Source organism: Rheinheimera pacifica (assembly GCF_900108485.1).
Lineage (GTDB): Bacteria > Pseudomonadota > Gammaproteobacteria > Enterobacterales > Alteromonadaceae > Alishewanella > Alishewanella pacifica.
Genome location: NZ_FNXF01000012.1, coordinates 24,621 through 51,428, shown reverse-complemented (window position 1 = coordinate 51,428; position 26,808 = coordinate 24,621). Strand labels below are relative to the sequence as shown.

Annotated in this window: 28 protein-coding genes; 17 read left to right on the top strand and 11 right to left on the bottom strand. The window is 47.8% G+C overall.

Going from position 1 to position 26,808, the window contains the following annotated elements; all coding sequences use genetic code 11:
• Positions 1–5 precede the first annotated feature (5 nt).
• From BLW68_RS14550 to BLW68_RS14535, 4 genes are all read right to left on the bottom strand, one after another.
• Positions 6–992, bottom strand: a complete 987-nt coding sequence (locus BLW68_RS14550; protein WP_092794937.1) for a hypothetical protein — start codon at positions 990–992, stop codon at positions 6–8.
• A gap of 250 nt (positions 993–1,242) precedes the next feature.
• Entirely contained in the window at positions 1,243–2,052 is an 810-nt protein-coding gene (locus BLW68_RS14545; RefSeq protein ID WP_177172257.1) for an SDR family oxidoreductase, read from the bottom strand.
• Positions 2,053–2,205: 153 nt separating this feature from the next.
• Complete coding sequence (gene galE / locus BLW68_RS14540; protein ID WP_092794935.1) at positions 2,206–3,222, bottom strand: UDP-glucose 4-epimerase GalE; 1,017 nt, start codon at positions 3,220–3,222, stop codon at positions 2,206–2,208.
• Positions 3,223–3,246: 24 nt separating this feature from the next.
• Positions 3,247–3,546: a YciI family protein gene (locus BLW68_RS14535; protein ID WP_092794932.1), complete on the bottom strand. Its 300-nt coding sequence runs from the start codon at positions 3,544–3,546 to the stop codon at positions 3,247–3,249.
• Positions 3,547–3,746: 200 nt separating this feature from the next.
• Here BLW68_RS14535 and BLW68_RS14530 point away from each other — a divergent pair, with 200 nt between their 5' ends.
• From BLW68_RS14530 to BLW68_RS14520, 3 genes are all read left to right on the top strand, one after another.
• The gene (locus BLW68_RS14530; protein WP_092794930.1) at positions 3,747–5,159 is read left to right on the top strand and encodes a sodium-dependent transporter; all 1,413 of its coding nucleotides are present in this window, start codon (positions 3,747–3,749) and stop codon (positions 5,157–5,159) included.
• 107 nt (positions 5,160–5,266) lie between these two features.
• Entirely contained in the window at positions 5,267–5,512 is a 246-nt protein-coding gene (locus BLW68_RS14525; protein ID WP_092794928.1) for a type II toxin-antitoxin system ParD family antitoxin, read from the top strand.
• A complete protein-coding gene (locus BLW68_RS14520; RefSeq protein WP_092794926.1) occupies positions 5,509–5,805 on the top strand; it encodes a type II toxin-antitoxin system RelE/ParE family toxin in 297 nt (98 codons plus the stop codon). Before BLW68_RS14525 ends, BLW68_RS14520 begins: the two co-directional genes overlap by 4 nt.
• Positions 5,806–5,853: 48 nt before the next feature.
• Here the strand turns inward: BLW68_RS14520 and BLW68_RS14515 are convergent, their stop codons facing one another.
• The 3 genes from BLW68_RS14515 to tsaA form a co-directional block, all read right to left on the bottom strand.
• The gene (locus BLW68_RS14515) at positions 5,854–7,581 is read right to left on the bottom strand and encodes a proline--tRNA ligase (protein ID WP_092794923.1); all 1,728 of its coding nucleotides are present in this window, start codon (positions 7,579–7,581) and stop codon (positions 5,854–5,856) included.
• A gap of 61 nt (positions 7,582–7,642) precedes the next feature.
• Positions 7,643–8,710, bottom strand: coding sequence for a Kelch repeat-containing protein (locus BLW68_RS14510; RefSeq protein ID WP_092794920.1), 1,068 nt, complete (start codon positions 8,708–8,710; stop codon positions 7,643–7,645).
• The gene (gene tsaA, locus BLW68_RS14505) at positions 8,679–9,413 is read right to left on the bottom strand and encodes a tRNA (N6-threonylcarbamoyladenosine(37)-N6)-methyltransferase TrmO (RefSeq protein WP_245728349.1); all 735 of its coding nucleotides are present in this window, start codon (positions 9,411–9,413) and stop codon (positions 8,679–8,681) included. The genes BLW68_RS14510 and tsaA overlap by 32 nt, the downstream gene beginning before the upstream one ends.
• Positions 9,414–9,544: 131 nt before the next feature.
• Here tsaA and purU point away from each other — a divergent pair, with 131 nt between their 5' ends.
• The gene (gene purU / locus BLW68_RS14500) at positions 9,545–10,378 is read left to right on the top strand and encodes a formyltetrahydrofolate deformylase (RefSeq protein ID WP_092794916.1); all 834 of its coding nucleotides are present in this window, start codon (positions 9,545–9,547) and stop codon (positions 10,376–10,378) included.
• Between the two features lie 114 nt (positions 10,379–10,492).
• Here purU and can read toward each other — a convergent pair whose 3' ends face one another.
• On the bottom strand, positions 10,493–11,149 hold the full coding sequence (can, locus tag BLW68_RS14495; protein WP_068229795.1) for a carbonate dehydratase: 657 nt from the start codon (positions 11,147–11,149) through the stop codon (positions 10,493–10,495).
• Between the two features lie 204 nt (positions 11,150–11,353).
• Between can and BLW68_RS14490 the strand changes: the two genes are divergently transcribed.
• Entirely contained in the window at positions 11,354–12,772 is a 1,419-nt protein-coding gene (locus BLW68_RS14490) for a mannose-1-phosphate guanylyltransferase/mannose-6-phosphate isomerase (RefSeq protein ID WP_092794914.1), read from the top strand.
• A 350-nt stretch (positions 12,773–13,122) separates the two neighbouring features.
• Positions 13,123–13,653 carry an H-NS family histone-like protein gene (locus BLW68_RS14485; protein ID WP_092794912.1) on the top strand — a complete coding sequence of 177 codons (531 nt, stop codon included), beginning with the start codon at positions 13,123–13,125 and terminating at the stop codon, positions 13,651–13,653.
• A gap of 49 nt (positions 13,654–13,702) precedes the next feature.
• Here the strand turns inward: BLW68_RS14485 and BLW68_RS14480 are convergent, their stop codons facing one another.
• Positions 13,703–14,074 carry a DUF6746 family protein gene (locus tag BLW68_RS14480; protein WP_177172256.1) on the bottom strand — a complete coding sequence of 124 codons (372 nt, stop codon included), beginning with the start codon at positions 14,072–14,074 and terminating at the stop codon, positions 13,703–13,705.
• A 426-nt stretch (positions 14,075–14,500) separates the two neighbouring features.
• On the opposite strand from BLW68_RS14480, the gene BLW68_RS21155 reads away from it, so the two are divergent.
• Positions 14,501–14,653, top strand: a complete 153-nt coding sequence (locus BLW68_RS21155) for a hypothetical protein (protein ID WP_177172255.1) — start codon at positions 14,501–14,503, stop codon at positions 14,651–14,653.
• A 131-nt stretch (positions 14,654–14,784) separates the two neighbouring features.
• The gene (locus tag BLW68_RS14475) at positions 14,785–15,138 is read left to right on the top strand and encodes a VOC family protein (RefSeq protein WP_092794907.1); all 354 of its coding nucleotides are present in this window, start codon (positions 14,785–14,787) and stop codon (positions 15,136–15,138) included.
• A 79-nt stretch (positions 15,139–15,217) separates the two neighbouring features.
• Here BLW68_RS14475 and BLW68_RS14470 read toward each other — a convergent pair whose 3' ends face one another.
• A complete protein-coding gene (locus BLW68_RS14470) occupies positions 15,218–15,475 on the bottom strand; it encodes a hypothetical protein (protein ID WP_092794901.1) in 258 nt (85 codons plus the stop codon).
• A gap of 265 nt (positions 15,476–15,740) precedes the next feature.
• Between BLW68_RS14470 and BLW68_RS14465 the strand changes: the two genes are divergently transcribed.
• Positions 15,741–16,493 (top strand): substrate-binding periplasmic protein, encoded by a 753-nt coding sequence (locus tag BLW68_RS14465; RefSeq protein ID WP_245728348.1) that lies wholly within the window; start codon positions 15,741–15,743, stop codon positions 16,491–16,493.
• A gap of 34 nt (positions 16,494–16,527) precedes the next feature.
• Here BLW68_RS14465 and ettA read toward each other — a convergent pair whose 3' ends face one another.
• Entirely contained in the window at positions 16,528–18,189 is a 1,662-nt protein-coding gene (ettA, locus tag BLW68_RS14460) for an energy-dependent translational throttle protein EttA (RefSeq protein ID WP_092794897.1), read from the bottom strand.
• Positions 18,190–18,349: 160 nt separating this feature from the next.
• Between ettA and BLW68_RS14455 the strand changes: the two genes are divergently transcribed.
• The 8 genes from BLW68_RS14455 to BLW68_RS14420 all read left to right on the top strand — a co-directional run bounded on the left by BLW68_RS14455 (position 18,350) and on the right by BLW68_RS14420 (position 26,757).
• Positions 18,350–18,703 carry a DUF2750 domain-containing protein gene (locus tag BLW68_RS14455; protein WP_068229814.1) on the top strand — a complete coding sequence of 118 codons (354 nt, stop codon included), beginning with the start codon at positions 18,350–18,352 and terminating at the stop codon, positions 18,701–18,703.
• A 142-nt stretch (positions 18,704–18,845) separates the two neighbouring features.
• Positions 18,846–19,490, top strand: a complete 645-nt coding sequence (gene folE / locus BLW68_RS14450; RefSeq protein WP_092794893.1) for a GTP cyclohydrolase I FolE — start codon at positions 18,846–18,848, stop codon at positions 19,488–19,490.
• 128 nt (positions 19,491–19,618) lie between these two features.
• Complete coding sequence (locus tag BLW68_RS14445; RefSeq protein WP_092794891.1) at positions 19,619–20,248, top strand: PepSY-associated TM helix domain-containing protein; 630 nt, start codon at positions 19,619–19,621, stop codon at positions 20,246–20,248.
• A gap of 32 nt (positions 20,249–20,280) precedes the next feature.
• Positions 20,281–20,778, top strand: coding sequence for a DUF2271 domain-containing protein (locus BLW68_RS14440; protein ID WP_092794887.1), 498 nt, complete (start codon positions 20,281–20,283; stop codon positions 20,776–20,778).
• A 38-nt stretch (positions 20,779–20,816) separates the two neighbouring features.
• Entirely contained in the window at positions 20,817–21,617 is an 801-nt protein-coding gene (locus tag BLW68_RS14435) for a DUF4198 domain-containing protein (RefSeq protein WP_092794882.1), read from the top strand.
• A 102-nt stretch (positions 21,618–21,719) separates the two neighbouring features.
• Positions 21,720–22,841 (top strand): 4-phosphoerythronate dehydrogenase, encoded by a 1,122-nt coding sequence (locus tag BLW68_RS14430; protein WP_092794876.1) that lies wholly within the window; start codon positions 21,720–21,722, stop codon positions 22,839–22,841.
• Positions 22,842–22,855: 14 nt separating this feature from the next.
• Complete coding sequence (locus BLW68_RS14425; protein WP_092794871.1) at positions 22,856–23,875, top strand: aspartate-semialdehyde dehydrogenase; 1,020 nt, start codon at positions 22,856–22,858, stop codon at positions 23,873–23,875.
• A gap of 227 nt (positions 23,876–24,102) precedes the next feature.
• A complete protein-coding gene (locus tag BLW68_RS14420) occupies positions 24,103–26,757 on the top strand; it encodes a FimV/HubP family polar landmark protein (RefSeq protein ID WP_092794868.1) in 2,655 nt (884 codons plus the stop codon).
• Positions 26,758–26,808: the final 51 nt, after the last annotated feature.

The window sequence follows — 26,808 nt, the reverse complement described above, 5'->3', positions numbered from 1 at the left end:
TCTTCCTATTCATTAACGCTGTAACCGATAACAAAGCTACGGGCACTCTCGGCTTTCCCTGCGAGACTGGTGCCACTGCCGTAAGTGGTAACGCTGGCACCAACCAGCTCCAGAAACTTAGTTCCAAGCAGAGCCTGCACCTGCTTTTGCGAAAAAACTTTAGTTGCTTTAGTGCCGTCATCCAACAATTTACCGTGCAACATAACTGCCTTTAGAGCTTTTTGGGATTTACGTAGTTCCGCATGCTCTAATTTGAGAATTTCTTCCGCTAAACGTTTACGATCAGCTCTGGACAGACTTTTATACATCTTAAGTATTCCAGCCTTGCCGATACCTTTTTTGCGCAAAGCAGTCGCCAATATGGCCTGGTTACCTAATGTTTTGGTGACATCAGCTAATTGCACAAAATCGGTTGCAATAATCAATGCATTAAATAACGGCGATTCATCCAGATAGTCGTTATAGTGGGCATTACCGGAGATCGCATTATAAGAGCGGCCGATTCCGGTACCACATTGAAAGGTTGCGGCAGCAGTAGCCGTTAGTGTTAATGGCATTGCTGCCCAAGCGGCACCTACCGTCACTGTGCCACCACCTGCCTCAACAACAAGTAAAACCCAGCCGATTGCGGCTCCGGCGCAGCTAATGCCAGCACCTTTTAATTCAGAGCCAATGCTTGATTTTGCAGTCTGTAGCGCTTTTTCAGCCGATTGGTGCTTAGGTAGTTTTATTTCCCGAATATAAATGGTTTTGCCATCGGCCCTACAACTATTGCGCAGTACTCTGGCAAAAAACAGTGATTCACGCTCAATGCCGGTAATCACGTAGTTTGACATCTCAGAGTTATAACCGATAAACGTTACACCGGCGCCATAGAATTCGGGATCGCTATCTAACTGCGCGTACATTTTTTCTAACTTAGTATCGGGGAAAAGCTGTTTAACTTTCTGTTCTTGGTAGTTGCCAGCGAACCGTAATGCTGCAAGAGCCATATCAATTCCTTTTGTAGTAAATCGGCGCATTTTATGGCTTTTGTTGATAATTGTAAATTAATTTGGTGTTAATTTTTTTGGCTGTTGTTGATTGTTAAGAAAAAGATGATTGAGCCGACGGATTAAGTTTTACGCTGTTTGCAATTGGTAAGGCTCTATAAAATAAGGTTTAATAGTGTTTGATCTCGATTTACTAACCTTGCTGGTTATTGCTGGCATTGCCGCGCCGCTGCTGCGGCCCCGGTTTCAGTTAACGCACCTTACTTTTTCGCACCATTTTATACAGCAGCTCCGGTGATAGGCGTGACATCAGTGCGGCTAAGCGCTCTTTTAGGCCGCCTATCACAATATAATTTTTACCTTTTAGCAGCGCTTTTACCGCTTGTTCGGCAAAGGCTTCGGCGCTCATGGCATTGGCCTGGGCGTCATCCATCTGGCCAAGAGCACTGCCATCGCCGGTTAGGGCATTGCGCGATACGTCGGTTTTAACAAAACCTGGGAAGATAGTGGCCACACTTAAGCCTTGTTCGAACATTTCGGCGCGCAGGCTATTAGCCCATAAATGCAGTGCCGCTTTGGCGGCAGAATAACTGCCGCGATACTGGGTACCAACTAAGCCTGCGACAGAAGAAATAAACACTACTTTGCCGCCACCATCGGCAAGTAGCAGCGGTAGTGCCTGACGGGTTAAGTTAATCTGGGCGAAATAGTCCACTTCAAATAATTTACGATCAGTATCACTAGTGGTGTCTGTGATTAGTGCCCGCTGACTAATACCGGCGTTATTAATCAGCCAGTCCAGGCCGCCGATTTGCTGTTTAATCTGATTAATCGCGGCGCTGACGGCCACAGTATCGGTGATATCCAGCGGCAACAATAAATGCTCAGCACTATTAGCCAAACTGGCGCGCACCTGTTCCAGCTCTGCTGTTCGGCGGGCACTAAGAATAAGTCTGGCGCCGTCTGCTGCCAGCTCACGTGCCAGCGCCTCGCCAATACCACCGGAGGCGCCGGTTATCCAGATCACTTTATTTTGTACTGCGGCGTTTTGTAGCGTCATGTTGTGCGCTGTCCTGTGTTGGGCTATGCAGGACATTAAGCCAGCTTTAATGCGGTTGTAAAGCCTTACATATAGCAGCGGCATGCTCACTGCGCTGGGGGTGCGTGACCGCACCCGGGCAGTATTGCTGGCACTGGAGCTTGGGCTAATCAGCTAGCCTTTATAGCCATTGGGGTTAGCCGACTGCCAGCGCCAGCTGTCACCGACCATGTCATCTAAAGTTTTTTCTGCCTGCCAGCCCAGCAGCATTTTTGCTTTGGTGGGTTCTGCAAAACATATCGCTATATCTCCGGGGCGGCGCGGCGCTATTTGGTAAGGCACGGCAATATCGTTTACCTGGCTAAATGCCTTAACCATGTCCAGTACGCTGTAGCCTGTGCCGGTGCCCAGATTAATGGCTTCAATCCCCTGATTTTTTTCAAGGTATTGCAGTGCTTTTACATGTCCGCGGGCTAAATCGACGACATGAATATAATCACGCACACCGGTGCCGTCATGGGTGGCATAGTCGTTACCAAACACACTGAGCTTGTCGCGCTTACCAACGGCGACCTGTGAGATAAACGGCATCAGGTTGTTGGGTATGCCATTAGGATCTTCACCGATGCGGCCGCTATCGTGCGCCCCGACCGGGTTGAAGTAACGCAGCAGGGTAATACCCCAGTCGGGCTCGGCACGCACTAAATCTTCCAGAATATGCTCTATCATCAGCTTGCTCTGGCCATAAGGGTTAGTGGCAGAACGCGGCGCGGTTTCCGGAATTGGCACCTGTTTGGCATCGCCATATACCGTAGCCGATGAGCTAAATACCAGTTTTTTTACACCAAATTCCCGCATTACCCGACACAGTGTTACTGTGCCGGCAACATTGTTGTCGTAGTAATGCAGCGGTATTTGGGTGGACTCACCCACGGCTTTTAGCCCGGCAAAGTGTATTACAGCGCTAATGCTGTAGTCGGTAAACAACTGGCGCAGAGCCTGTTCGTCACGTATATCACCGGTAATACTGATAATGCTTTTACCACTTAGCTGCTCTACCCGTTGTAAAGCGGCATCTGAGCTATTACTGAAGTTGTCAAAGCTCAGCACCTTATAGCCCGCGTTCAGCAGTTCCAGTGCGGTATGGCTGCCAATATAGCCGGCACCGCCGGTCAGTAAAATATGGCTCATGCTTGTCTCCTGATTTTTCGGGCCTTACGGCAATACTTTTTTAAACGGTTTAACCGTTGAGCGGGCGTACACGCCAGCTGCCAGATAAGGATCGGCATCTGCCCAGCGTTGTGCATCAATTAACGAAGCAAACTCGGCCACCACCAAAGAGCCACTAAAGCCAGCTGCGCCCGGATCCAGGCTGTCAATGGCAGGTAAAGGCCCGGCTAACAGCAGGCGACCTTCAGTTTTTAGCTGTTCTAAACGGGCCAGGTGTGCCGGTCGGCTAGCCAGACGCTTGTCTAAGCTGCCTGTAACATCTTCGGAATAAATCATATAAAACATCGGTAAAGTCCTTCTGCAGCGCTGATTTTAACAGGCGCACCTTAGCAGATCCTGAACGTTGTTCCAACGACATTGAACGCATCGGAGCAGTGCAGCACTAGGATTTGCTGCAACAGCCTGTTAGCATGCAGAGCGCTATAACAATAACCGGGCCAAGCTCCGGCATTCTAATAAGAAAAATTCAGGGAGTCCGCGTAGCAATGAAACGTGAGCAATTCAGTTCCAGCCTGGGCTTTGTACTGGCAGCCGCCGGTTCAGCTGTAGGTATTGGTAATCTGGTCGCCTTTCCGGTAATGGCCAGTAAAAACGGCGGCGCCGCCTTTTTAATCATGTATGCCTTTTTCGTCTTCTTTATCTGCTTGCCGGTAATGCTGGCTGAGATGAGCTTAGGCCGTCACACGCGGCAAAACCCGCTAGGTGCCTACACTGAAATTGGCCAAAACCGTGCATGGCGCACAGTTGGCTGGATGTCAGTTATTACGCCTTTTATGATTGGCGTGTTTTATCTGGTGATCACGGTATGGATTTTTGGTTATCTGGCTAAATCGGTCATGGGGCAGCTGAACGAGCTTGCCGGCCCAGACAGCTTTAGTGTTTTTATTAATAGCAATGAGCTGTTTATCTATATGGCGGTTGTGATTGGCCTGACCTTTGCCATTTTGCAGGGCGGGGTAAAGCAAGGTATTGAGAAGGCCGCACGTGTACTGATGCCGATGCTGTTTGTCATGCTGATAGCGTTGGTGATTTACGTGTTCACTCTGGATAACGCTATGTTAGGGGTGAAGTTTTTTCTTATTCCTGACTTTGATAAGCTCACCGGTAAGGTACTAAACGGCGCATTAGCGCAGGCATTTTTCTCGTTGTCGCTGGCCATGGGTATATTAATTACCTACGGCTCTTATATTCAGAAAAACAATAATATCGTGCATGCCGGTAAAATGGTGGCAGGATTGTCAGTGCTGGTGGCTTGCTGTTCAGGTTTACTGATCCTGCCTGCGGTATTTTCGTTTAACCCGGATATTCAGTTAAGCGAATTATCTGAGTCCAGTATTGGCATGATTTTTATGTTTCTGCCAAAAATCTTTCTGGCATTGCAGGCGGATATTGGCTATTTCGGGGCCTCCTTTATTGCCAGTTTCTTCTTTCTGCTGGTGTTTTTTGCTGCGCTAACCTCACTGGTGTCAATTATTGAAGTACCGGTATGCAGTTTAATGGACGGTAAAGGCGTAAGCCGCCGGGCAGCGTTGTATACCCTGGGCGGAGCCATGATTGTATTGTCAGTTATTTCAGCTCTGTCGTTTGGCCGCGTAGAGCTGTTTAGCAACCTGCTAAGCTACGGTGGCCTGAACAAATCGTTTTTCGATCTGGTGTATGACATCTTCTATGAAACCATACTGCCACTTAATGGTTTTTTGTTATGCCTGTTCGTCATTTACCGCTGGAAGAAACATAATCTGGATGCAGAAATCAGCCAGGGCAACAGCACTTTTGCCGGTTCCTTACTGCAAAAATACGTTAACTTCTCGTTGGGTACCTTTATTCCGCTGATTTTGGCGGTGATTTTTGTCAATACGGTATCGACGATTTTCTTTGGTAAGAACCTGCTGTTTTAAGCAAACCGATCGCATGACCAAAGGCAGCTTCGGCTGCCTTTTTTAATTTTTAAATTTGCCCGAGCCTGATTATGTATTAATATCTAATACAGTTATATGGAGGCTTTATGGCACGTAATACATCAGTAACCCTTGGCGAGCACTTTGAGCACTTTGTTGCCGAGCGCGTGCAGCAGGGGCGCTATCAGTCTGTTAGCGAAGTAGTGCGCGCCGGGCTGCGATTGTTGGAAGAAGATGAAATTAAGCTGGCAGAGCTTCGGCGTAAGCTGGAAGCGGCTGAACTCAGCCCTGTGGTGGATAACTTTGATGAACTGCGCTTTGTTGCGGAGCTGCAGCAGAAATACGGTAAATGAACCGGCGTTATCAGCTTAGGCAGCATGCCAAAGATGATTTAGAACAGATTTGGCTGTATAGCGCAAAGCAGTGGGGCAAGGCGCAAGCGAATCGTTATCTGTCTCAGTTGTTTCACTGCCTTAACCAATTAGCAGATGATCCCGGGCTCGGTACCAATCGAGAGGACTTACGGCCCGGTTATTATAGTTTCAGCATCTTACAGCATCGGGTGTTTTACCTGCCGAATGATACCGGCATTGATGTGATAGCGATAATTCATCAACGGATGGATGTAAAATCGACAAATATTTAAACAGAAAAGGCAGCGAATTCGCTGCCTTTTCTGTTTTTGCGCCTGGGTTTATTTCGCCAGTTTATGTGCCATGGCTTCAACTACGGCAGAGATGTCGAGCATTTCTTTCTCACCGCTACGGCGGTTTTTGTATTCTACCTGCAGGTTGTCGAGGTTACGCTCACCAACGACGATGCTGTGTGGAATACCCATTAGCTCCATATCTGCGAACATTACACCGGGGCGCTCTTTACGGTCGTCAAACAGCACTTCAAAGCCAGCAGCAGTAAGCTCGTTATATAAACGTACTGTGGCTTCTTCGATGCGCACTGATTTGTGCATATTCATGGGTATTAAGGCAATTTGAAACGGCGCTATGGCATCTGGCCAGATAATGCCGTTTTCATCGTGGTTTTGCTCAATAGCAGCGGCAATAATGCGCGACACGCCGACACCATAACAGCCCATGGTCATGATCTGGTGTTTGCCGTCTTCATTAAGCACACCGGCTTTTAACGCCTGTGAGTAACGCTCACCCAGCTGGAAGATATGGCCAACTTCAATACCGCGTTTTACTACCAGCTTACCTTTGCCGCATGGGCTGGCATCACCTTCAACGATATTGCGTAAATCTGCCACGCTGTAATCTTTAATATCACGGTCCCAGTTTACACCGGTTAAGTGATAGCCATCTTTGTTGGCACCGCAGATAAAATCGCTCAGGTGTGCGGCGCTGCGATCAACAATAACCGGAATGGGCATGCCAACCGGGCCCAGTGAGCCAGGGCCGGCACTAATGGCTGCACGGATTTCTTCTTCGCTGGCAAATACCAGCGGGCTTTGTACCTGCGGCAGTTTTTCGGCTTTTATTTCGTTTAGCTCGTGATCACCACGCAATACCAGTGCTACCAGTGTTTGCGGCGCTTTGTCATCGGCTTTTGCGGCGTAAACAATCAGGGTTTTGCTTACCAGCGCCATATCCTGCTGTAACAAGGTTGCGACATCGGCCACGGTTTTGGCATTAGGCGTAGCCACTTCGGCTAAATCTTGTTTAGCAGCTGCACGCTCGCCTTGTGGCGCTAAGGCTTCGGCCATTTCGATATTGGCGGCATAATCGCTTTCATCTGAGAAGGCGATAGCATCTTCTCCCGATGCTGCCAATACATGGAATTCATGTGACATACTGCCGCCGATAGCGCCGGTGTCGGCCAGTACCGGCCGGAAATCTAACCCTAAACGGCTGAAAATATTACAGTAGGCCTGGTACATTGCATTGTAGGTTTGCTGCAGGCTGTCCTGGCTTAAATGAAAGGAGTAAGCGTCTTTCATTAAAAACTCACGGGCGCGCATGACACCAAAGCGTGGCCGGCGCTCGTCGCGGAATTTAGTCTGAATTTGATACAGATTCAGTGGCAGCTGCTTGTAACTGGTGATCTCGCGCCGTACTAAGTCGGTGATTACTTCTTCGTGGGTTGGGCCCAGCACAAAGTCACGTGTATGGCGGTCTTTAAAACGCAGCAGCTCAGCGTCCATCTTGTCCCAGCGGCCGGATTCCTGCCATAACTCGGCCGGTTGCACCATCGGCATCAGTACTTCAATGGCGCCCGCTTTGTTCATCTCTTCACGTACAATTTGCTCTACCTTACGCAGCACCCGCACGCCGGTGGGTAAATAGGTGTACATGCCTGAGGCGACACGGCGGATCATGCCGGCGCGCAACATTAACTTGTGGCTGATCACTTCGGCATCGGCCGGTGTTTCTTTAATGGTGGATAGTAAGTACTGACTGCTGCGCATCGTAATTCCGTATTGGTGCTGAAAAAATTGCCGCCATTCTAGCAAGGCGGCAGGGGCAATTCTATTGGAGTTTTATCGGGTGTTTAATCAGCTTGCCGCTAACCTGTTGGCCGCCTGTCATGCCACCTACTGAATAAATCTCACCGTCTATCTCAATAAGGCTTCTTAAATCCATTATCGGTGTGCTGTCAGCAGCTTTAAGCCAGCGTTTTTCCCCGGGAGAAAACACCCATACTTTACTATTGGGTTCTGAGGCTGCGCCGTTATAGCCAATGCCATTGTAATTATAGGGGTTGGTGCTGCCGCCAATAAACACCAGCATATCTTTACCCTCTACTTTGGTATTAATGCCTGCCATGCGATACCTTGCCGTGCCGGTAGGATGATCGATAAGCCGCCAGTCAATCTGGTTAGCATTGCTACCCACAGTGCCTAAATAGCAGGCTGGTTCACTTTTATACTCGCGTTTTTTATCAGCATAGTACTCAAGCGCCACGCCATCACAGATCAGCATTTGGTTACCGGTCATAGCACCGGCTAAACCAAATACCGGTTTGCCGGGAAACGGCGTAGCCTGTGACCAGCGCTGGGTAAAGTTATCAAATACCTGCACCAGATTCACATTGCCATGGTCACTCCAGCCGCTGACCAGGTAGATATAGCGGTTCTGATAGGTTAACGCCACGGCGTCATCTACCGGCACCGGCATATCGTTTAGCTTGGTGTAGCGCTTGGTGATCGGGTCAATACGGTAGCTATCTACCGCAGTTTGCTCACTGCCGTCAGCGTTTACACTAAAGCCGCCAAAAACAAAGAAATTACTGTTTAATGCCACCGCACTGGCCGCAATACGGCCGCTGACTTTTTGCGTGCTGGGCACAGCTGGCAGGCTTTGCCAGTTAAATTCACCCACTGTGTGCATCCACACTTTATTATGAATATCGCTGTGTTGTTTGCCCGGGCCTAAGCCCATAAAGCTGGCAATGTAGGTTTTACCCCGCACAGTGGTGCTGGCAACGGCATTATTGCTTACCGGCTCAGGTAAGTCGGGCAGGGTGGTTGCGGATACGGCAACACAGGTTGCTGCAGCTGCCACACTACTCAGGTAGCTGATGGATTTCAGTAACATGGTTATGTTCTCCGTTCACGGTCCATTTAATATTGTAGTTATACAGTGTCATACCATAACTTTGTTCACCGTCACGCTGTTTTTTATAAGACGGTCTGGGGTCTTGCTTTAACACTTTATCTATAAATACTTGTAAATCAGGGTATTGGCTTTGCTGTTGGCAAAATGCGCTGGCGGCTTCACTAAAACTAACCGTCATGGCTGTTTCTGGTGCCGCGTCGGCGAAACCACCTGCGGCGTCAGGTAATGCGTCTGAGTATGGCAAATAGGGTTTAATATCCACTACCGGGGTGCCGTCAAGCAAATCTATGCCACTCAGTTTCAGTATCAGTTTACCGTTTTTGCGCTCAACGCCTTCCAGCTTTACTACGGATAACCCTATCGGGTTGGGCCTGAACGTAGCACGGGTAGCAAACACGCCTTTACGGGTATTACCACCCAGGCGTGGCGGACGTACCATCGGTGACCAGCCTTTATCGGCCGTTTCATGAAACACAAACAGCAGCCATAAATGGCTAAAGCTGTCGATACCGCGCAAAATGGCGTCATCGCTGTAATCGCTTTCCAGTACCAGATAGCCGGTGGCTTCCGGGATCAAACCTGGCTGGCGTGGAATTGCAAATTTTTGCTTGTAGGGCGATTGAATATAACCCACCACATTAAACTGATAAGACGCCATACACTCCAAAGCTTTACTGATCAAACCCGACTGCGGGTATTATGCGGTTTTTTGTCGAAACAACAAGTTAAGTAGAAGACGTCTAAATGTCTTTGACGCTGCAGGTCAAGATGCGGTAAAACAGCAGCTGGATTAAAAAACAACAGATGTGAGATATGGAACGCAAAATTTTATTAACGGAATGCCCCGACTCCAAAGGACTTATCGCGCAGATCACCAATATTTGCTACAAACACCAGCTGAATATTATCCGTAATACCGAATATGTTGACCCGGTAAGCGGCCGGTTTTATATGCGCACTGAACTTGAAGGCGTATTTAACGACGCTACCTTGTTGTTTGATTTAGACCGGGCCTTACCTCAGGGCTCAGAGCGCAGCCTGGTCAGCCAGCGGGCTAAACGGGTAGTGGTGCTGGTAACGAAAGAAGCACATTGCCTGGGCGACATTTTGATTAAGGTATTTGATGGCTCGCTGGCGCTGGAGATTGCAGCTGTAGTGGGAAATTACCCCGAGCTGGAGCAGCTGGCTGCCCGTTTTGACTTACCTTACCATCATGTCTGCCATAAAGGCTTAAGCCGCACCGAACATGAAGCTGCCTTACTGGAAGTCATAAAACCTTACCAGCCGGAATATCTGGTGCTGGCTAAGTTTATGCGTATTTTAACGCCGGCTTTTGTCGCGCAGTTTCCGGAAAAAATTATTAATATTCACCACAGCTTTTTACCAGCCTTTATTGGTGCTAACCCATACCAACAGGCATTTGAGCGCGGTGTGAAAATTATTGGTGCTACGGCACACTTTGTAAATGACCATTTAGATGAAGGCCCAATCATTCAGCAAATGGTCGCGCCGGTGGATCATAATTTCAGTGCCGACGATATGGCCCGCGCCGGGCGCGATGTAGAAAAAGCGGCCTTGAGTAAAGCATTGCAACTGGTGGTAGAAGACAGAGTGTTTGTACATGGTAATAAAACCGTGATCTTGTAACGGCTGTTTTTATCTGGCGTAGTTTCGCGGTGATATTAACCTAGCGCCAGTTCGGGTCAATATCATCACACCGCCTGCAAGTGAGTAATACGGTAACACAGTATTTTTATAAAGCTATTTTTCGCTGATATGGCAGTCGGCCAGATCCAGCGTATAAATATCGTCAATTTTATCCGCACAGGAATGGCTGACACGTAAATCTTTTACCCGGCCGTTACGCAAGCTATATACCCAGCCATGAATGGTTAATGGCTGGCCACGCTCCCAGGCTTCCTGCACAAAGCTGGTGTGGCACAGGTTACGTACCTGTTCCATCACGTTTAGCTCTATCAGCCGGTTTAACCGCTCACTATCGTCGGCAACTTGCTCCAACTCGTCACGGTGCATAGAGTAAACATCTTTAACATTCCGCAACCAGTTATCGACAAAGCCAACCCGTTGTTTGGTCATCGCTGCTTTAACGCCACCACAACCATAATGGCCTACCACTAAAATATGTTTTACTTTAAGGATATCAATAGCATACTGCAGCACCGATAAGCAGTTCATATCCGAATGCAGTACCAGATTAGCCACATTACGGTGCACAAATAACTCGCCTGGTAACAGGCCTACAATTTCATTGGCTGGTACGCGGCTGTCTGAGCAACCGATCCACAGATATTCCGGCGCCTGTTGCTCGGATAACTGTTTAAAAAATCCCGGTTGTTCTTTTTCAATCCGGTCTGCCCAATTTCTATTGTTGACAAACAGTTGTTTAAAATCTGGCATAACCCTACCCTGATCAGAAAAATCGCGACAAGATAGCCGATCTTACCTGCTTTTAGAGCACCGACCAGCTGAAATTAAACAGTATTGCACGAAAACTTACCACGCAGATTAAGTTAATGCCAGCGGCTGACGAAACGAAAGCAATATCGCTATACTGTGGCAAAGGTTGTTTTATAACGCTAAGTTCAACAAAAGGAAGCAAAAATGATCCCCGTAATACTGTCAGGTGGCTCAGGCACAAGGTTGTGGCCCTTATCCCGGGCAAAAAAGCCAAAACAATTTCTGCCACTGCTCAATGATAAAAGTATGCTGCAAAATACCATTTTGCGGTTAAAAGGCCTTGCCGGTTTACAACCGCCAATGGTGATTTGTAACGAAGATCATCGCTTTATGGTAGCAGAGCAACTGCGAGAACTGAGCACCGGCCAACCAACAATCATGCTGGAGCCGGTAGGGCGCAATACGGCACCGGCAATAGCGGTTGCCGCTATGCAGGCTATAGCCGATGGTGACGATCCACTGTTGCTGGTGCTGGCAGCCGATCATGCTATTAAAGACATCCCGGCTTTTCACCGTGCGGTTGAATTAGCCGCACCCGCGGCCAGGCAAGGCAAGTTGGTAACCTTTGGCATAGTGCCTACCAGCGCTCACACCGGTTATGGCTATATCCGCCGTGCTGATATTGCTGACAGTGCCTTACCTACTGAAGTGGCAGCCGTGGCCAAGTTCTGTGAAAAACCGGATTTGGCTACCGCGAAGCAATTTGTCGACTCGGGCGAGTACTTCTGGAACAGCGGTATGTTTTTGTTTAAAGCCAGCAGCTTTATTGCCGAATTAAAGCAATTTGCCCCGGCTATTATCCGTGCAGCCGAGCTGGCCCTAACAAATGCTGCCAGAGATTTAGATTTTATCCGGCTGGATAAAGCGGCATTCTCTGCCTGCCCATCCGACTCGATTGACTATGCCGTGATGGAGAAGTCTGCCAATACCGCTATGGTCGCGCTTGATGCCGGCTGGAGCGATGTTGGCAGTTGGGATGCATTGTGGGAGGTAATGGCCAAAGATGAGCAGGGTAATGCGTGTCGTGGCGACGTGCTGCTGGAGCAGTGTAAAAATAGCTATGTTAATGCTGAAGAGCGTCTGGTAGCCGTTATTGGCCTGGATGACGTGGTAGTAGTTGAAACTAAAGATGCTGTTCTGGTTGCCAGTAAAACACATATTCAGGGCGTGAAAAACATCGTGGCTAAATTGCAAAGTTATGGCCGCACCGAAGTGGATTTGCACCGCGAAGTGTTCCGGCCATGGGGTAAATATGATTCGGTAGATAATGGCACACGTTATCAGGTTAAACATATTACGGTAAAGCCTGGCGCTAAACTGTCAGTACAAATGCATCATCATCGCGCTGAACATTGGGTAGTTGTCAGCGGCTCCGCGTTAGTACGCAATGGTGACAATGAGTTTCTGGTTACTGAAAATGAATCAACCTATATCCCGGTGGGTGTGATCCATTCATTAGAGAATCCCGGAAAAATTCCGTTAGAGCTGATTGAAGTGCAGTCCGGCAGCTATCTGGGTGAAGATGATATTGTGCGGTTTGAGGACAAATATGGCCGTAGCTGAGGCTATAGGGTATTAGCGGATACACTATATTCCGCGTTGGCTCTGGCAAAATACAGCAGCACTGTTCTCAGTTAAGTGCTGCCGTACTCGCCTTTTAACCCCACCCTTGGCATGGCATGCACCGCTTACAGGTTTAATCTTCATAGCGCTAATATAGAAAGTATGCTTAAATTGAATGTATAATTAAAACAACAAACCCTGTTAATGGAACAAAAAATCGGCAATATTGATTTAATCTTAACTGAAGCTGAATGAATGATATTGTTTTTGTTGTTTAAGTGTTTTTTATATCTTTATTTTATTAGATAAATTGCTTATCCTTTGGCGATGAATTATTAAAGGAGATGGCAATGTCAATTTTATTAGATAAACGTGAACTAAAGAAAGCAGCAAAAGAACTAACACTGGGTAAACTGACCGACGTTATTGAAACTCTGAATACGGTGTTAGCAGAGCGTCAGGTAGAAGTTGAGCTGATCACTCAGTTAGAGCAGTTAGCAAAATCTCAGGGTTTTACGCTGGAACAATTAGGTTACAAATTAAACAATGATTCTCTGAGTACTGATTCTCAGGATAGCCCGGCTAAAGCAGATAAGCGTCCTACCAAGCCTAAGTTTAAAACGATTAATAAAGACAGCCAGTACTTTTATGTTGAGAACGGCCAGCTACAGCTGTTACGTACTCACACTATGAAGAAAGGTTTACAGGAGCGCGGTATCGACGTTGTTCCGGTAACTAAAGTTGATAAAAAATATGCCAAGCAAATTGATGGTTTAATTGCTGATGCAACAGCGCAAGCGGTAGAGAACTTTAATGCTAAAGTAGATGCCTGGAATGAATGGGCAGCAGCTAATGCTGAAGAAATTCTTACCAAAAAATAATCTAGCGTTTTAAAGCATAAAGCCCGGGTTAGCCGGGCTTGCTATTTAATTACTTCACCAGTGTTTGTGCTGCTTTAATGTAAGCATCACCCCGATCTTTAGCCGTTGCTGTGTCCATATGCTCAGAGGCAACGTGCACTTCTTCCAATACGTCTTTTAATTTGCCGGTTTCAGCATGAATTTTTTCCAGCGCCACTTCAATGGTGTAGGTTAGCTCGTGAATTTCTACCATCGCCAGTGGTGTCAGCTCTCCTGCCAATACTGTTTTTAGTTTTTGATTGTATTCACTGAAGTTGGCTACTGCTTGCTCCAGCGTATCTGAAGGCTTGCCTTTATAATGATCTGGCCGCTCATCGGCCTGAACCACTGCAGAACTTAACAACGCAGCGGTTACCAATGTTGCAGATAAGATTTTTTTCATACTAAACTCCAAAATGTAAATGAGAACCTTTCGCAACTAATTTAGCATATAACAAAGCTACAGCCTACTATAAACCCTAAAAAGCTGCATTTTTGCATCTGTCGGCTTTAGTGGCGTAATTTTTGATTAGAATAACTAACCAAAACTACGCAACGACTATTCCAGTTACCGCCTTATTGCCTCAACGTAGTTATAGTTGCTGTGGCAGTCTCTGCGCATAATTTGCTATTTTATATGCATAAAAATTACATTTCATTGGTTTTTGGCGTGCTGCTTAGTGACATATTTTTGAATGTACAATGAACTTTATCTTATTTATTCATTAGATTTATTAATGGCTTGGTTGTAATTTATCTCGTTCGTGAGTTGTGCAAAAAGTCGGCATAATGCACAGCATATAAGCAACGCTAAACACAGAGGTGAAGCATGACAACATTAAATACTGCAGCAGATAAACATAATGTTACTGGCAAGCGCAGCAATGCTATTGGTCGTGCTTTGCTGATCCGTCGTATCAACCACTTACTGGCTAAAATGGGCCGGGCGCTCAACACCAGTTCGTTGGTAAGAAGTAAATAAACCAAGCTGTTCTACACCAGAAAAGCCACGCGTCCCCAACCCGCGTGGCTTTTCTGTTTCTGGTATCTTGTTAGCGCCTAAGGCTTGCATTACATTAGTATATAAATGGGTAAAAACTGGGAGCTTAAATAATGAGTGGGCATGAGAAAATCAATTATGTAGAGCTTCCGGCAAATAATTTAGCGGCAGCAAAGCAGTTTTACGGGCAGGTCTTTGGCTGGGTGTTTGCAGATTACGGGCCTGATTATGTGGCTTTTGCCAATTCAGGCCTGGACGGTGGTTTTTACCGTTCAGTAAAACAATCCAGCGTTGCAGCCGGTGCTGCCTTGATAGTGTTATACAGTAAAGACTTGCAGCAAACAGAAACTAAGGTCCTCGCTGCTGGCGGTACTATCGTTAAACCTGTCTTTACCTTTCCCGGCGGTCGCCGTTTTCACTTTGCCGATCCAAATGGTAATGAACTGGCGGTGTGGTCAGAGCAATAACATTAAGCCGCTTACGCTGTACAACCTGGCGTAAGCGGTTTTTACTTAGCTGCATCTTACTTAATTGCATAGTACGGCCTTATTTTTTGCTGGCAGCTACCTGCTCTGTAGTTTTAGCAAGGTGCTGTTCAGCTTGTTCTGTACCGGTTGCGAAGAACAGTTCTGTTGCGGTTTTTTCCAGTGCCGCTTTAGCCTGTTGTTTAATATTCCCAGCCAATTCTGCAAGCTGGTTGGTTGCAGCTTCAGTTAACGCGTCAGTGATATTGTTGGCCTGAGCCGGTGCAGCAAAACTTATAGCGATAACGGTGGCCAGGGTAAGAGTAGTTAATGTTTTCATCATTTCATCCTTTTTATCTTTGGTTAGGGTTAACAACACTCTTCCTATTACAAACAGCATGCCAGAATTTTATATAAGTTTATCTTGTTGATTTTTATTGTTTTTTTATTTCTGTACTATTCTGTATTTGCTTATTTAAAAATATGGCTAACTTTATTTGGTGAAATTGACTAAAAATTAGTTGTTTTTTTATTAGCCATTCTGGTGCTTGGCGCCGAACTGCAATAAGCTATACTGCAGACATGACACACCAAAGAGCGCTAAAGTGGTTAAGTTAAGACTGTGTTTTGTATTGCTGTATGGTATGAGTGGGGCCATCTTTGCTGCTACGCCTCTGCGGGTTGTTACTGAGCTGTCACCGCCACATCAGACCATGCAACACGGGGAAGTTGCGGGGCTTAGTACGGCACTGGTAAGGGCTGTGTTAACGGAAGCCGAACTGGAAACCAAGATTGAAATGTATCCCTGGGCCCGTTCGCTGCGTATCGCCAGAAGCCGGCCTAATGTGCTTATTTACAACATGGCCCGCACTGCAGAGCGTGAGGCTGAGTTTCACTGGATAGGAACTGTTGCGGCGTATCAATTGGGTTTTGTTGCTTTAAGCCATCGCAATGATATTAAAATTGAAAAACTGCAGGATGCTAGAACATTTACTATTGCGGTTCAGCGTGATGATTTATCTGCTAACTTTTTAATGAACAATGGTTTTGCTCTGGGGCAGCAATTGGTGCTGGCTGCCGATATCACTGAATCGTGGCAATTATTGCTCAATGGAAAGGTCGATTTAGTTATTGATGATCCGGTAGCGCTGGCTGATATGGCCGCCAGCCTGAAGTTGCCGGAAAAATACATCCGTTTTGTGTATGCTGTGCCTGAGTTAGCGCAGCAAACCTGGCTGGCGGCTAATATACAAACGTCACCTGAGCTGGTGACAAGGCTAAAGCAAGCGCATCATAAGGTGGCTGCGACAACGCTTTATCAGCAGGTTATGTCATCCAGTTACCATCCGCTGCAGTAAAAAACGCCCGCAGTGTAGCGGGCGTTATAAAACATCAGATTTTTTTGTATTTAATGCGGTGTGGTTCCAGCGCATCAGCACCATAAGTGGCTTTTAACCAGGTTTCATAGTCTGAATAGTTACCCTCAAAGAAATTCACTTTGCCTTCATCACGGTAATCCAGAATATGCGTAGCGATACGGTCAAGGAACCAGCGGTCATGCGAAATCACCATAGCGCAACCGGGGAAGTCGAGCAGGGCATTCTCAAGGGCACGCAGTGTTTCTACGTCCAGATCGTTGGTGGGCTCATCCAGTAGCAACATATTACCGCCGGCTTTGAGCAGGGCGGCTAAATGGACGCGATTACGCTCACCGCCGGATAACTCGCCGATAAATTTCTGCTGATCGTTGCCTTTAAAGTTAAAGCGGCCAACATAAGCCCGGCTTGGGATCTGGAAGTTACCAATTTGCAGCATATCCTGGCCGTTAGAAATTTCCTGCCAAACGGTATTCTTTGGGTTCATACTGTCGCGGAACTGATCAACACTGGCCAGTTGTACGGTGTCACCGACACTGATGTCGCCTGAGTCAGCTTGCTCTGCACCGCTAATCATCTTAAACAATGTCGATTTACCAGCGCCGTTCGGGCCGATAATACCAACGATGGCACCTTTGGGAATGCTGAAGCTTAAATCGTCGATCAATAAGCGATCGCCAAAGGATTTACGCAGGTGATTAACTTCCAGCACTTTGTCGCCCAGGCGTGGCCCTGGCGGAATAAACAGCTCGTTGGTTTCGTTACGTTTTTGAAATTCCTGGCTTTGCAGCTCTTCAAAGCGGGCCATCCTGGCTTTACTTTTAGCGTGGCGGCCTTTCGGATTAGTGCGTACCCACTCAAGTTCCTGCTTAATTGAACGCTGGCGGGCATTTTCAGCTTTTTCTTCCTGTTGCAGCCGGGCATCTTTTTGTTCCAGCCAGGAAGAGTAGTTACCTTCCCACGGAATACCATAACCACGGTCCAGCTCTAAAATCCAGCCGGCAACGTTATCAAGGAAATAACGGTCGTGGGTAATGGCCACCACTGTGCCAGGGTAATCGTGCAGGAAGCGCTCCAGCCAGGCAACAGATTCAGCATCAAGGTGGTTAGTCGGTTCGTCCAGCAACAGCATGTCCGGGCGCTCTAACAATAGGCGGCAAATAGCCACGCGGCGGCGCTCACCACCGGATAAATGTTCAATTTTGGCATCCCACGGCGGCAGGCGCAGTGCATCTGCAGCGCGCTCCAGCGTATTGTCCAGATTATGACCTTCTTTGGCCTGAATTAACGCTTCCAGCTCGCCTTGCTCACGTGCAAGGGCATCAAAATCGGCGTTTTCGTCGGCATAGGCGGCGTAAACTTCATCTAATCGGGTCAGTGCATTTTTAACGTCACTGAGAGCTTCTTCAACAATTTCACGCACTGTTTTGCCGGGATCCAGCTGCGGTTCTTGTGGCAGATAGCCGATTTTAGTCCCTGCCAGTGGCCGGGCTTCGCCCTCAAACTCTTTGTCGACACCTGCCATAATACGCAGCAGGGTAGACTTACCTGAGCCGTTTAAACCCAGTACGCCAATTTTAGCTCCAGGGAAAAAGGATAACGAAATGTCTTTTAAAATAGTGCGCTTAGGCGGAACTACCTTCGACACACGATGCATTGAGTAGATATATTGAGCCATGTTTTATCTGCTTATCATTGCTGGTAATAGTGCCAGCAATTGTACGTTATTTTCACCGGACAGGGAAAGGCGCGCTCTTGGTGTATGAGATAAAACTCGCTTTTACGCCGCGCTTTCTGGTCTAATAGCAACCAGTACTTTACCCCGGGTGGAAATGAATATGAGTCAATTTGCGCAAGATCCTAGTTTTCAGCGTTTCGTTGAAGAAGCTAAAACCCATGGTGTGGTTTATGTATTAGCAGATGGTGAAGATCTGCTGGTAGTTGAATCGGTAGAATTTGAAGACACAGATGTAATGCCGTTCTGGTCAGATGAAGCATCAGCCAAAGCGCATTGCTCTGAAGAGTGGGCAGTGTACAAGCCAGAAGCCATTCCACTGGACGTATTTTGTGATGGTTGGTTAAAAGAAATGTACGACGATGGTGTGTTAATTGGCACTAACTGGGACGAAAGTTTAAACGGCCCGGAAGTGGAACCGCGCGAGTTACTGGAAGCCCTGTCACTGGTGCAATAAGCCTTTCTGCTGTTTAAAGCCCTGCGGTTTTCTCTGTCGCAGGGCTTGCTGATCATAAAAATGGCAAAAAAATGACTTTACTCTTAAACTATCGGCCTCGGCGGCACGTATTGTTGGTCTAACAGCCGGTTTGGATATAGTTATGTTATCAGAAGAAGCAGTATTGGTACGAAGCGCGTTAGAAGCACTGGGGCTTGAAACTCCGATGCTGGACAATGGTTTGTCGCGTGATCAGAAGTACGACAAGATAAACAGCCTGATGGCGGAAGTTGTCAGCACGCTGGGCTTAGATTTGCGGGATGACAGCCTAAGTGAGACACCGCATCGGATTGCAAAAATGTATGTCGATGAGATTTTTGGCGGTCTTAATTATGCCAACTTCCCAAAAATGGCATTGATTGAAAACAAAATGCAGGTAAAGGAAATGGTTAAGGTGAAGGACATCAGCTTTACCAGCACCTGTGAGCATCATTTTGTGACGATTGATGGTTATGCTACGGTGGCCTATATTCCGGAAAAACGCATTATTGGTTTATCAAAAATTAACCGTATAGTGCGCTTTTTTGCTCAGCGCCCGCAGGTGCAGGAGCGTTTAACGCAACAGGTTCTGGTGGCGATGCAAACATTGCTGCAAACCCAAAATGTCGCGGTAACGATGGAAGCTGTGCATTACTGCGTAAAATCGCGTGGTGTAATGGATGTCAATTCCAAAACCCAAACCACTGCGCTGGGCGGTATTTTTAAAGATGATGGCCGCACCCGTGCCGAGTTTCTTGCCCGCTACTAAAGCATTGTTTTGCCTGGTTTGCTGATATTAAGGCGCTTAAATGCGCCTTTTTTTATGTCTGACTTTTTGTTGCAAATGCGAATTGTTATCAGTATTATGCCGGTAACTTTTTTACCGGTAGTGTTGTAATGATAGAACGTAGTCGTGGCCCTGTGCTGGCAAAATTTATGCGGTTGCTGCACAGCTACAGCTCAATGCTGGTGTTGGTACTACTACTGTTTTTTGCTATTACCGGTATAACCCTGAACCACCCTGATCTCCTGTACAGCACGGCAGGTAAAAGCAGCCGTCAGCAGGTACTGACATTACCTGAGGCATTGCAATACACCGATTTACCTCAGTCAGACAGCGAACAAGCCGCGCTTGCTTCGCAGTTTCGTGACTGGCTTGGCAGCGAGCATCAGGTTAAAGCATCGGTATTCAGTTACCAGTTTGATACTGACGACAGCTTGTTGGAACTGGATTTCAAACGTCCGGCGGGGTATGCCTCTGTCGTAGTAGATTTTGCCGCCAACACGGCCGAGCTGGAACTGGAGTTTAACGGCTATCTGGCACTGTTAAACGATTTACATAAAGGCCGTAATGCCGGGCTTAGCTGGCTACTGTTAATTGACCTCACCGCGGTTGCCTGCATTATTTTTGCCCTGACCGGGTTTTATCTGATGCTTAAGCAAACTTCGCGGCGCAGTGTCGGTAACAGCCTGGCCATGCTGGGTATTTTTATCAGTTTGTTTGCATATATCTTGTCGTTACATTAACGCCGGTGTTGGCGTATTGCAGAGGGAACATTATGAAGTTAACCGGTGCTTGTTTATGTGTATGTGCTGCGGTCTTATTTGGCCACGCTACGGCACAGGCCGCACAAAGTGATATTAAGCTGGAACTGCCAGTAATAGAAACCAGCCAGTATCACCGGCCTTATGTTGCCGTGTGGATTGAAGATGCACAGCAGCAACCGGTAAAACTGATTGCACTGTGGGTAGAAAAACCAGACTGGTTAAAAGACTTACGCCGCTTTTGGCGCAAAATTGGCCGTAGCAATACGGCCTTGGTTGATGCCGTAAGCGGTGCCACGCAGAAACCCGGCAACTATACCCTGCACTGGGATGGAAAGAATGATGACGGCGGCGCACTGCCGGCTGGCAAGTATACGCTTTTCGTCGAAGCCGCTCGCGAACAGGGGGGCCGTAGCCTGGCTAAACATGATTTTAAACTGCCGGCGACAAATGCAGTAATTGAAATAGCCGCCGACGGTGAGCTTGGCGATATCAGCGCAATACTGCGCTAAGTAATACCTGAATTAACAGACTATTAAGGAATATTAACATGTTAAAAAAAGCAGCATTAGTCATGTCGGCATTGTGTATCAGTGCCAGTGTCAGCGCCCACACTTTATGGCTGGTACCCAGCCACTACGTGTTATCTAAGCAAGACAGCTGGATAGCGGTTGATGCCTCTGCTGCCAATATGACATTTGTACCTGATAAAGGTATTGGTTTGAATAGTCTTAAATTGTATACCCCTGATGGTAAAGCACAGGATGTGACAACTGTATATCAGGGGAAACGTAAATCTATGGCGGATGTTCAACTGGCTGGCGATGGCACTTACCGGCTGGAAATGGCCAACCCGCTGCGTTACTTCACCAGCTATGAGCTAAACGGTGAGCGCAAGCGGCTAATGGCGAATAAACAGGAGCGCACGGCGCAGCTACCTGCCGGCGCCACAAAAGTAGAAACCGTGCAAATGCGCAGCCGCAATTTTGCTTACGTTACGGTAAACAGCCCCTCTGATACCGTGGTAAAACTACAGGGTAGCGGGCTGGAAATTAGCAGCAATACCCACCCGGCCGATGTGGTAGCAGAAGAAAACCTGCAACTGGTGTTTAACATGGACGGCAAACCGCAGGCTGGTGTAAAAGGTACACTGTCTTATGAAGGTGAGCTGTATCGCAATGATGCTGGCCGGGTGGAATTTGAAACCGACAGCAAAGGCCAGTTCAGTTTTACCCCACAGCACGCCGGGCGCTATTTAATTGAAGCATCTTACTCAGCCGATACTGCTACCGCCTTGGCAGATAAAGTGCGTGAGTCTGTTACTTTTACGTTCGAAGTAGCTCTGCCTTAACTACACAATTTGCTGTTTTATTGAATAAAGCCAGCCTGTTTCGATAGGCTGGCTTTATGCTATTTGCTACACTCTGGCGCAAAATATTTGCAGGGAAATCTTATGCGCATTTTTGCTGATGAGAATATGCCACTGGTGCAGCCGTTTTTTGCTCAGTTTGGTGATGTCAGCTTATTTAACGGCCGTACCGTAGCTGCTGCTCAGCTGGCTGAAGCTGATATTTTGCTGGTACGTTCGGTAACGCAAGTCAATGCAGAGTTGTTAAATAACTGCCCGCAGCTACGCTTTGTCGGCACTGCTACTATAGGCATGGATCATATTGACCAGCCTTACCTGGCACAACGCAATATCGGCTTTGCCAGTGCGCCGGGTTGCAATGCGCAGTCTGTGGTGGAATATGTGCTGAGCAGCCTGTGGTATCTGGCAGATAAATATCAGTGGCAGTTAACTGAAAAAACTATTGGTGTGGTTGGCGTAGGTAATATTGGCCGCCGGCTGGTAAATGCATTGCAGGCGCTTAATATCAGCGTATTGCAGTGCGATCCGCTGCGGGCACAGCAAGAGGCTGATTTTGCCCATACCGATTTTGCTACATTGTGCCGGCAAGCGGATATTATCAGTTTTCATACACCGCTTATCAGCAATGGGCCTTTTGCTACCCGGCATTTGCTTAATGCCACAACATTACCGCAGTTAAAACCAGAGTGTGCGCTGATTAACGCCTCACGTGGTGCCGTGATTGATAATCAGGCCTTACTTAACGAGCTGAGGTGTGTAGAGCAAAGAAGGCCGGTGGTGCTGGACGTATGGGAGCAGGAGCCGGATATCCTTACGGCATTGCTACCCTATGTTGATATCGCCACGGCACATATAGCCGGACATAGTGTTGAAGGTAAGGCTCGCGGTACCGAAATGCTATATCAGCGCTGCTGTGAATTGTTTGGCCAGCCGGTAAAACAGCAATTGGGCCAGTTGCTTGCAGTGCCAGCAATGGAAAAACTGCAAATTAGCGCAGATTTTGGGCTTCCAGATGTCCAAAATTTGGCAAGACTGTTATATGATGTGCGCCGGGATGATGCAATACTGCGCCATTATCTGCAGCGTAACGGGTTTGACTGGCTTCGAAAGTCCTATCCGGCGCGGCGTGAATTCAGCTCATTACAACTGTGTGGCAAAGTGATACCAGGCTATTTGCCGCAATTAGGTTTTAGCCTCGCACAATAACTAGAGGAACTGTCATGGCTTCGCAATATAATGTTGCCGTTTTAGGTGCAACAGGGTTAGTGGGACAACATTTAATTGAAATTCTGGAACAGCGCGACTTTCCGGTTGCTGAACTGTTCCCATTAGCCAGCAGCCGTTCTGCTGGTGGTACTGTGACGTTCAAGGGTAAAAAAATTAAGGTTATTGACGCAGAAACCTTTGATTGGTCAAAAGCCCAAATTGGCCTGTTCTCTGCCGGTGGCAATGTATCGGCAATTTACGCACCTAAGGCAGCAGATGCTGGCTGTGTGGTGATCGACAATACCTCGCATTACCGTTACGAGCCGGATATCCCGTTGGTGGTGCCGGAAGTGAATGCCCATGCTATTGCCGATTACCGCAACCGCAATATTATTGCCAACCCGAATTGTTCAACTATTCAGATGTTGGTGGCGTTAAAGCCTATTTATGATGCGGTAGGGATCAGCAGGATTAATGTGGCAACTTATCAGTCGGTTAGTGGTGCCGGACAAGAAGCTGTCGAAGCCTTAGCCCATGAAGCTGCTCAACTGATGAATGGCCGGCCGATTGAGAAAGAAGGCCAGTTTGCCCGCCAGATCGCCTTTAATGTGATCCCGCAAATTGATGTGTTTATGGACAACGGCTACACCAAAGAAGAAATGAAAATGCACTGGGAAACGCAGAAGATTTTCGGTGATGACAACATTTCTGTTAACGCCACTGCGGTGCGGGTGCCGGTGTTTTTTGGCCACGCCGAGGCGGTACATATTGAAACCCGGATGCCAATCAGCGTTGAGCAGGTAAAAGCGTTACTGGCCGATGCACCAGGTGTGGTGTTACTGGAAAACAATGCCGATTTCCCCACCCAGGTGTGCAGTGCTGCCGGTAAAGATGATGTATTTGTGGGCCGTATCCGCCAGGATTTATCGCATGAAAATGGCATAAACCTGTGGGTTGTCGCCGATAACATCCGCAAAGGCGCCGCTACAAACAGTATTCAGATTGCAGAGCATCTGATCCGCGATTACCTCTAGTAATGTTAAGGCCCCGGATGGGGCCTTGTTGTTTTTATGCCCGGTTAATTTCACTACGTTTTTTTAACACTGGTCAGAATGGCCGCCTTGCTTTATATTTTCAGCATTTAGTTACCACATATAGTTGGAACAGTGTTTGCAGGTCGTTTGCAGTTAGCGCTAAAGATTAATGCGGTTGCTGCCGATTTCTTCTGTAAATGCGCCTGATTTTGGGGTAGGGGACATTAATGCCTTGGTTATTTGTTTTACTGATTACTGTGCTTGTCAATTTTTCGTCGTCTTTGCAAGCCCAGGAAAATACAACCCAAATTCGTGGGCCGCGTGGTTCAGATACGGTTACTCCATCGCAAATCCGTGGACCGCGTGATTCTGATACCGCGGCACCAGCTGAGCAGATTGGCCCGCTAAGCCCGGCCGACACGCTGTGGCGCGTAGCCGAACGGGTTAAACCTGCCGGCAACATCAGCCTGTATCAGGTGATGTATGCGCTTTACCTGAAAAACCCAGATGCATTTCTTGAGAATAATCTTAATCACTTAAAACCCGGAGCTATCCTGGTATTGCCATCGCTGCAGGAAATTCAGCAGGTGGATGTTGCCATTGCCAGACAAAAAGCCGAGCAGGACGACCAAATCTGGGCACAGCGGCAAAAAGCTGCCGCGCCAAAGGCAGTGACTAGCGCCAGTACCAGCACCAGCAGCGCTGCGGTTAGTGCGGCGCCGCAATGGCAGGCAGAGTTAAAACGGCTGGACGAACAACAGCGGCAGCAACTTGATGGTTTACGCAGCCAGTTTGCTGATTCAATGCAGCTGGTTGAAACCATGGTGCAGGAAAATTTGCAGCTAAAAACCAGTTTAACCAAGTTACAGCAAGAACTGGAATTATTAAAAGCAGAGCTGAGTGATGACAGCCAGATTCAGCAGCAAATTGAGCTTTTAGTGCAACAGCAGGCGACATTACTACAAGCCAGAGCTGATGACGAAGCCGCAGCAAAAGAGGCTGCAGAGCAAAGTTCTACCTGGCAAAGTGTGCTGCAAAACCCGCTAAGCTGGATCCTTGCTGCTTGTGTACCGGCATTGCTGGTATTGTTTAGCATACTGCTGTGGGTGAAAAAGCGTGGCCAGAAAACAGAAGAAGTGATTAACGCTGCCCGTACCGAGCCACAGGCAGACCCAACCTATCATTCACCACTGCCGCCGCTGGAAGAAAATGATGATCTGGATGAAAGCCTGTTCGAAATTGATGATGCATTACTCGAAGACGCCTTCGTAGATGACACCATTTTAGCGGCAGACAGCGGTGTCGACAGCGATTTGCTGCAGTTTGACGATGCGCTGACTTTTGAAGATGACAGTTTGTTGCCAACGGCAGATACCAAACCAGCAGAGCAGCCAACAAAGCCGGATGAGACGTTTGATGCCGACAATATTTTGTCTGACAGCGACTTATCTGCCCTGTTTGCTGCAGCCGATGACGATGACACCATTGTAGAGTTGGCCGACAACGACGACAGTCAGGACGATATATTAAGCGAGCCTGATATCCAGCCAGACGTAACCAGCGATGCGGCACCAGAGGATGAAACCTTTGATGAGTTTGATATTGATGATCTGATTGAAGAAGTTGCGCTGGATGAAGATGACGATGAGCTGGCTGAACTGACCGGACAAGAACAGGACATGCTGGCTGCGTTGGCCCGCACAGCTGCGGCATCAGCTGAACCGGAAGCGGATACTGAAACCAGCAATGCTGAAGCTGAGCAGGATATTACCCTGGATGACGCTTTGCTGGCAGAACCGGAGCAAAGCTTTGACAGCTCAGAGCTGGAAGAATTTGCCGAAAGCCTGGTGGCGGAAAGTGAAGCTGCGCAGCTTGAAGTGATACCAGAGTATGAACTGACAGATGATGATGAAGCACTGCTAAATGCAGAACTGAGTGAACTGCTGGATCAGGTAGACACGCTTGACGATGTGGCAGCTGAAGATGCTAATACTAATACCGTTACGCCGCAGGATATCGGTCTTGAGCCATTGCCATCAGAGCCGGACAGCGAACTGGCTGACGAGCTTGACACTACAGCACTGGATGCGACGTCACTTGATACTGCACCGTTTGATACTACAGCAATAGATAGCGGGCTGAGTGAGCTGGATGATGCGCTGATTGATGATGCTGAGGCCTTAAAGGCCGAAAATAAAACCTTGCAGAACCTTGATCTGACGGCATTGGATGACAGTTCTGTCAGCCGGCCAACAGAAGCCGCATTATCGGTAGAAAACCCCAGCAAGATACTTGAGCAATACCCAGAGCTGGAACTGGCTGATGATGATCTGTTCGATGAGTTTGATCCGGCTTTTGAGTTGTCTGACATCAACGAGGCTTTGACTGACGAAGCGGTGGAAATAGAGCTGGATCCGCTGCCTGAGGCACAGTTTGATACGTTAATGACTGAACTTGAGGCGATGGCCGATAATCTTGAACTGACAGACGCTACTGCAGATGAAGAGGCCGGTTTCAACCTGACAGATGGCACTGACACCACAGCCGCGCCAATAGCAGAAGATTTTGATTTTGCCGACGACGATTTTGTTGAAATTGACAAGTTGCTGGCCAGTGCCGAACAGCAGGAGCTGGACCCGGAGCGGTTTAATAAATTAAATGTTGATGTAGGGCTGGACGAGTTTGCCGACATTATTGGCGAACACGAACAACGCGATGTTGACAGAGAAGATAACGGCTATGCTGCCAAACTTGACCTGGTGCGGGCTTATATCGAAATTGACGATAAAGAAAGTGCCACTATGTTGCTGGATGACATTCTTAGCTCTGACGCCCCACAAAACGTGAAAACCGAAGCTGCGAAACTCAAGCAAGCCGAGTAACCGCCAACACTGCATATTGATGGCGGTTGCGGTATAATCGCCGCCGTTTAA

Coding starts and splice junctions, on each gene's coding strand:
- purU (WP_092794916.1), top strand. CDS start 9,545: ATGGAACGCAAAATTTTATTAACGGAATGCCCCGACTCCAAAGGACTT.
- BLW68_RS14520 (WP_092794926.1), top strand. CDS start 5,509: ATGAACCGGCGTTATCAGCTTAGGCAGCATGCCAAAGATGATTTAGAA.
- BLW68_RS14455 (WP_068229814.1), top strand. CDS start 18,350: ATGAGTCAATTTGCGCAAGATCCTAGTTTTCAGCGTTTCGTTGAAGAA.
- BLW68_RS14440 (WP_092794887.1), top strand. CDS start 20,281: ATGAAGTTAACCGGTGCTTGTTTATGTGTATGTGCTGCGGTCTTATTT.
- BLW68_RS14430 (WP_092794876.1), top strand. CDS start 21,720: ATGCGCATTTTTGCTGATGAGAATATGCCACTGGTGCAGCCGTTTTTT.
- BLW68_RS14435 (WP_092794882.1), top strand. CDS start 20,817: ATGTTAAAAAAAGCAGCATTAGTCATGTCGGCATTGTGTATCAGTGCC.
- BLW68_RS14525 (WP_092794928.1), top strand. CDS start 5,267: ATGGCACGTAATACATCAGTAACCCTTGGCGAGCACTTTGAGCACTTT.
- BLW68_RS14535 (WP_092794932.1), bottom strand. CDS start 3,546: ATGTTTTATATGATTTATTCCGAAGATGTTACAGGCAGCTTAGACAAG.
- BLW68_RS14545 (WP_177172257.1), bottom strand. CDS start 2,052: ATGACGCTACAAAACGCCGCAGTACAAAATAAAGTGATCTGGATAACC.
- BLW68_RS14420 (WP_092794868.1), top strand. CDS start 24,103: ATGCCTTGGTTATTTGTTTTACTGATTACTGTGCTTGTCAATTTTTCG.
- BLW68_RS21155 (WP_177172255.1), top strand. CDS start 14,501: ATGACAACATTAAATACTGCAGCAGATAAACATAATGTTACTGGCAAG.
- BLW68_RS14490 (WP_092794914.1), top strand. CDS start 11,354: ATGATCCCCGTAATACTGTCAGGTGGCTCAGGCACAAGGTTGTGGCCC.
- galE (WP_092794935.1), bottom strand. CDS start 3,222: ATGAGCCATATTTTACTGACCGGCGGTGCCGGCTATATTGGCAGCCAT.
- BLW68_RS14550 (WP_092794937.1), bottom strand. CDS start 992: ATGGCTCTTGCAGCATTACGGTTCGCTGGCAACTACCAAGAACAGAAA.
- BLW68_RS14485 (WP_092794912.1), top strand. CDS start 13,123: ATGTCAATTTTATTAGATAAACGTGAACTAAAGAAAGCAGCAAAAGAA.
- BLW68_RS14470 (WP_092794901.1), bottom strand. CDS start 15,475: ATGAAAACATTAACTACTCTTACCCTGGCCACCGTTATCGCTATAAGT.
- BLW68_RS14425 (WP_092794871.1), top strand. CDS start 22,856: ATGGCTTCGCAATATAATGTTGCCGTTTTAGGTGCAACAGGGTTAGTG.
- BLW68_RS14445 (WP_092794891.1), top strand. CDS start 19,619: ATGATAGAACGTAGTCGTGGCCCTGTGCTGGCAAAATTTATGCGGTTG.
- ettA (WP_092794897.1), bottom strand. CDS start 18,189: ATGGCTCAATATATCTACTCAATGCATCGTGTGTCGAAGGTAGTTCCG.
- BLW68_RS14530 (WP_092794930.1), top strand. CDS start 3,747: ATGAAACGTGAGCAATTCAGTTCCAGCCTGGGCTTTGTACTGGCAGCC.
- folE (WP_092794893.1), top strand. CDS start 18,846: ATGTTATCAGAAGAAGCAGTATTGGTACGAAGCGCGTTAGAAGCACTG.
- BLW68_RS14480 (WP_177172256.1), bottom strand. CDS start 14,074: ATGAAAAAAATCTTATCTGCAACATTGGTAACCGCTGCGTTGTTAAGT.
- BLW68_RS14515 (WP_092794923.1), bottom strand. CDS start 7,581: ATGCGCAGCAGTCAGTACTTACTATCCACCATTAAAGAAACACCGGCC.
- BLW68_RS14475 (WP_092794907.1), top strand. CDS start 14,785: ATGAGTGGGCATGAGAAAATCAATTATGTAGAGCTTCCGGCAAATAAT.
- BLW68_RS14510 (WP_092794920.1), bottom strand. CDS start 8,710: ATGTTACTGAAATCCATCAGCTACCTGAGTAGTGTGGCAGCTGCAGCA.
- can (WP_068229795.1), bottom strand. CDS start 11,149: ATGCCAGATTTTAAACAACTGTTTGTCAACAATAGAAATTGGGCAGAC.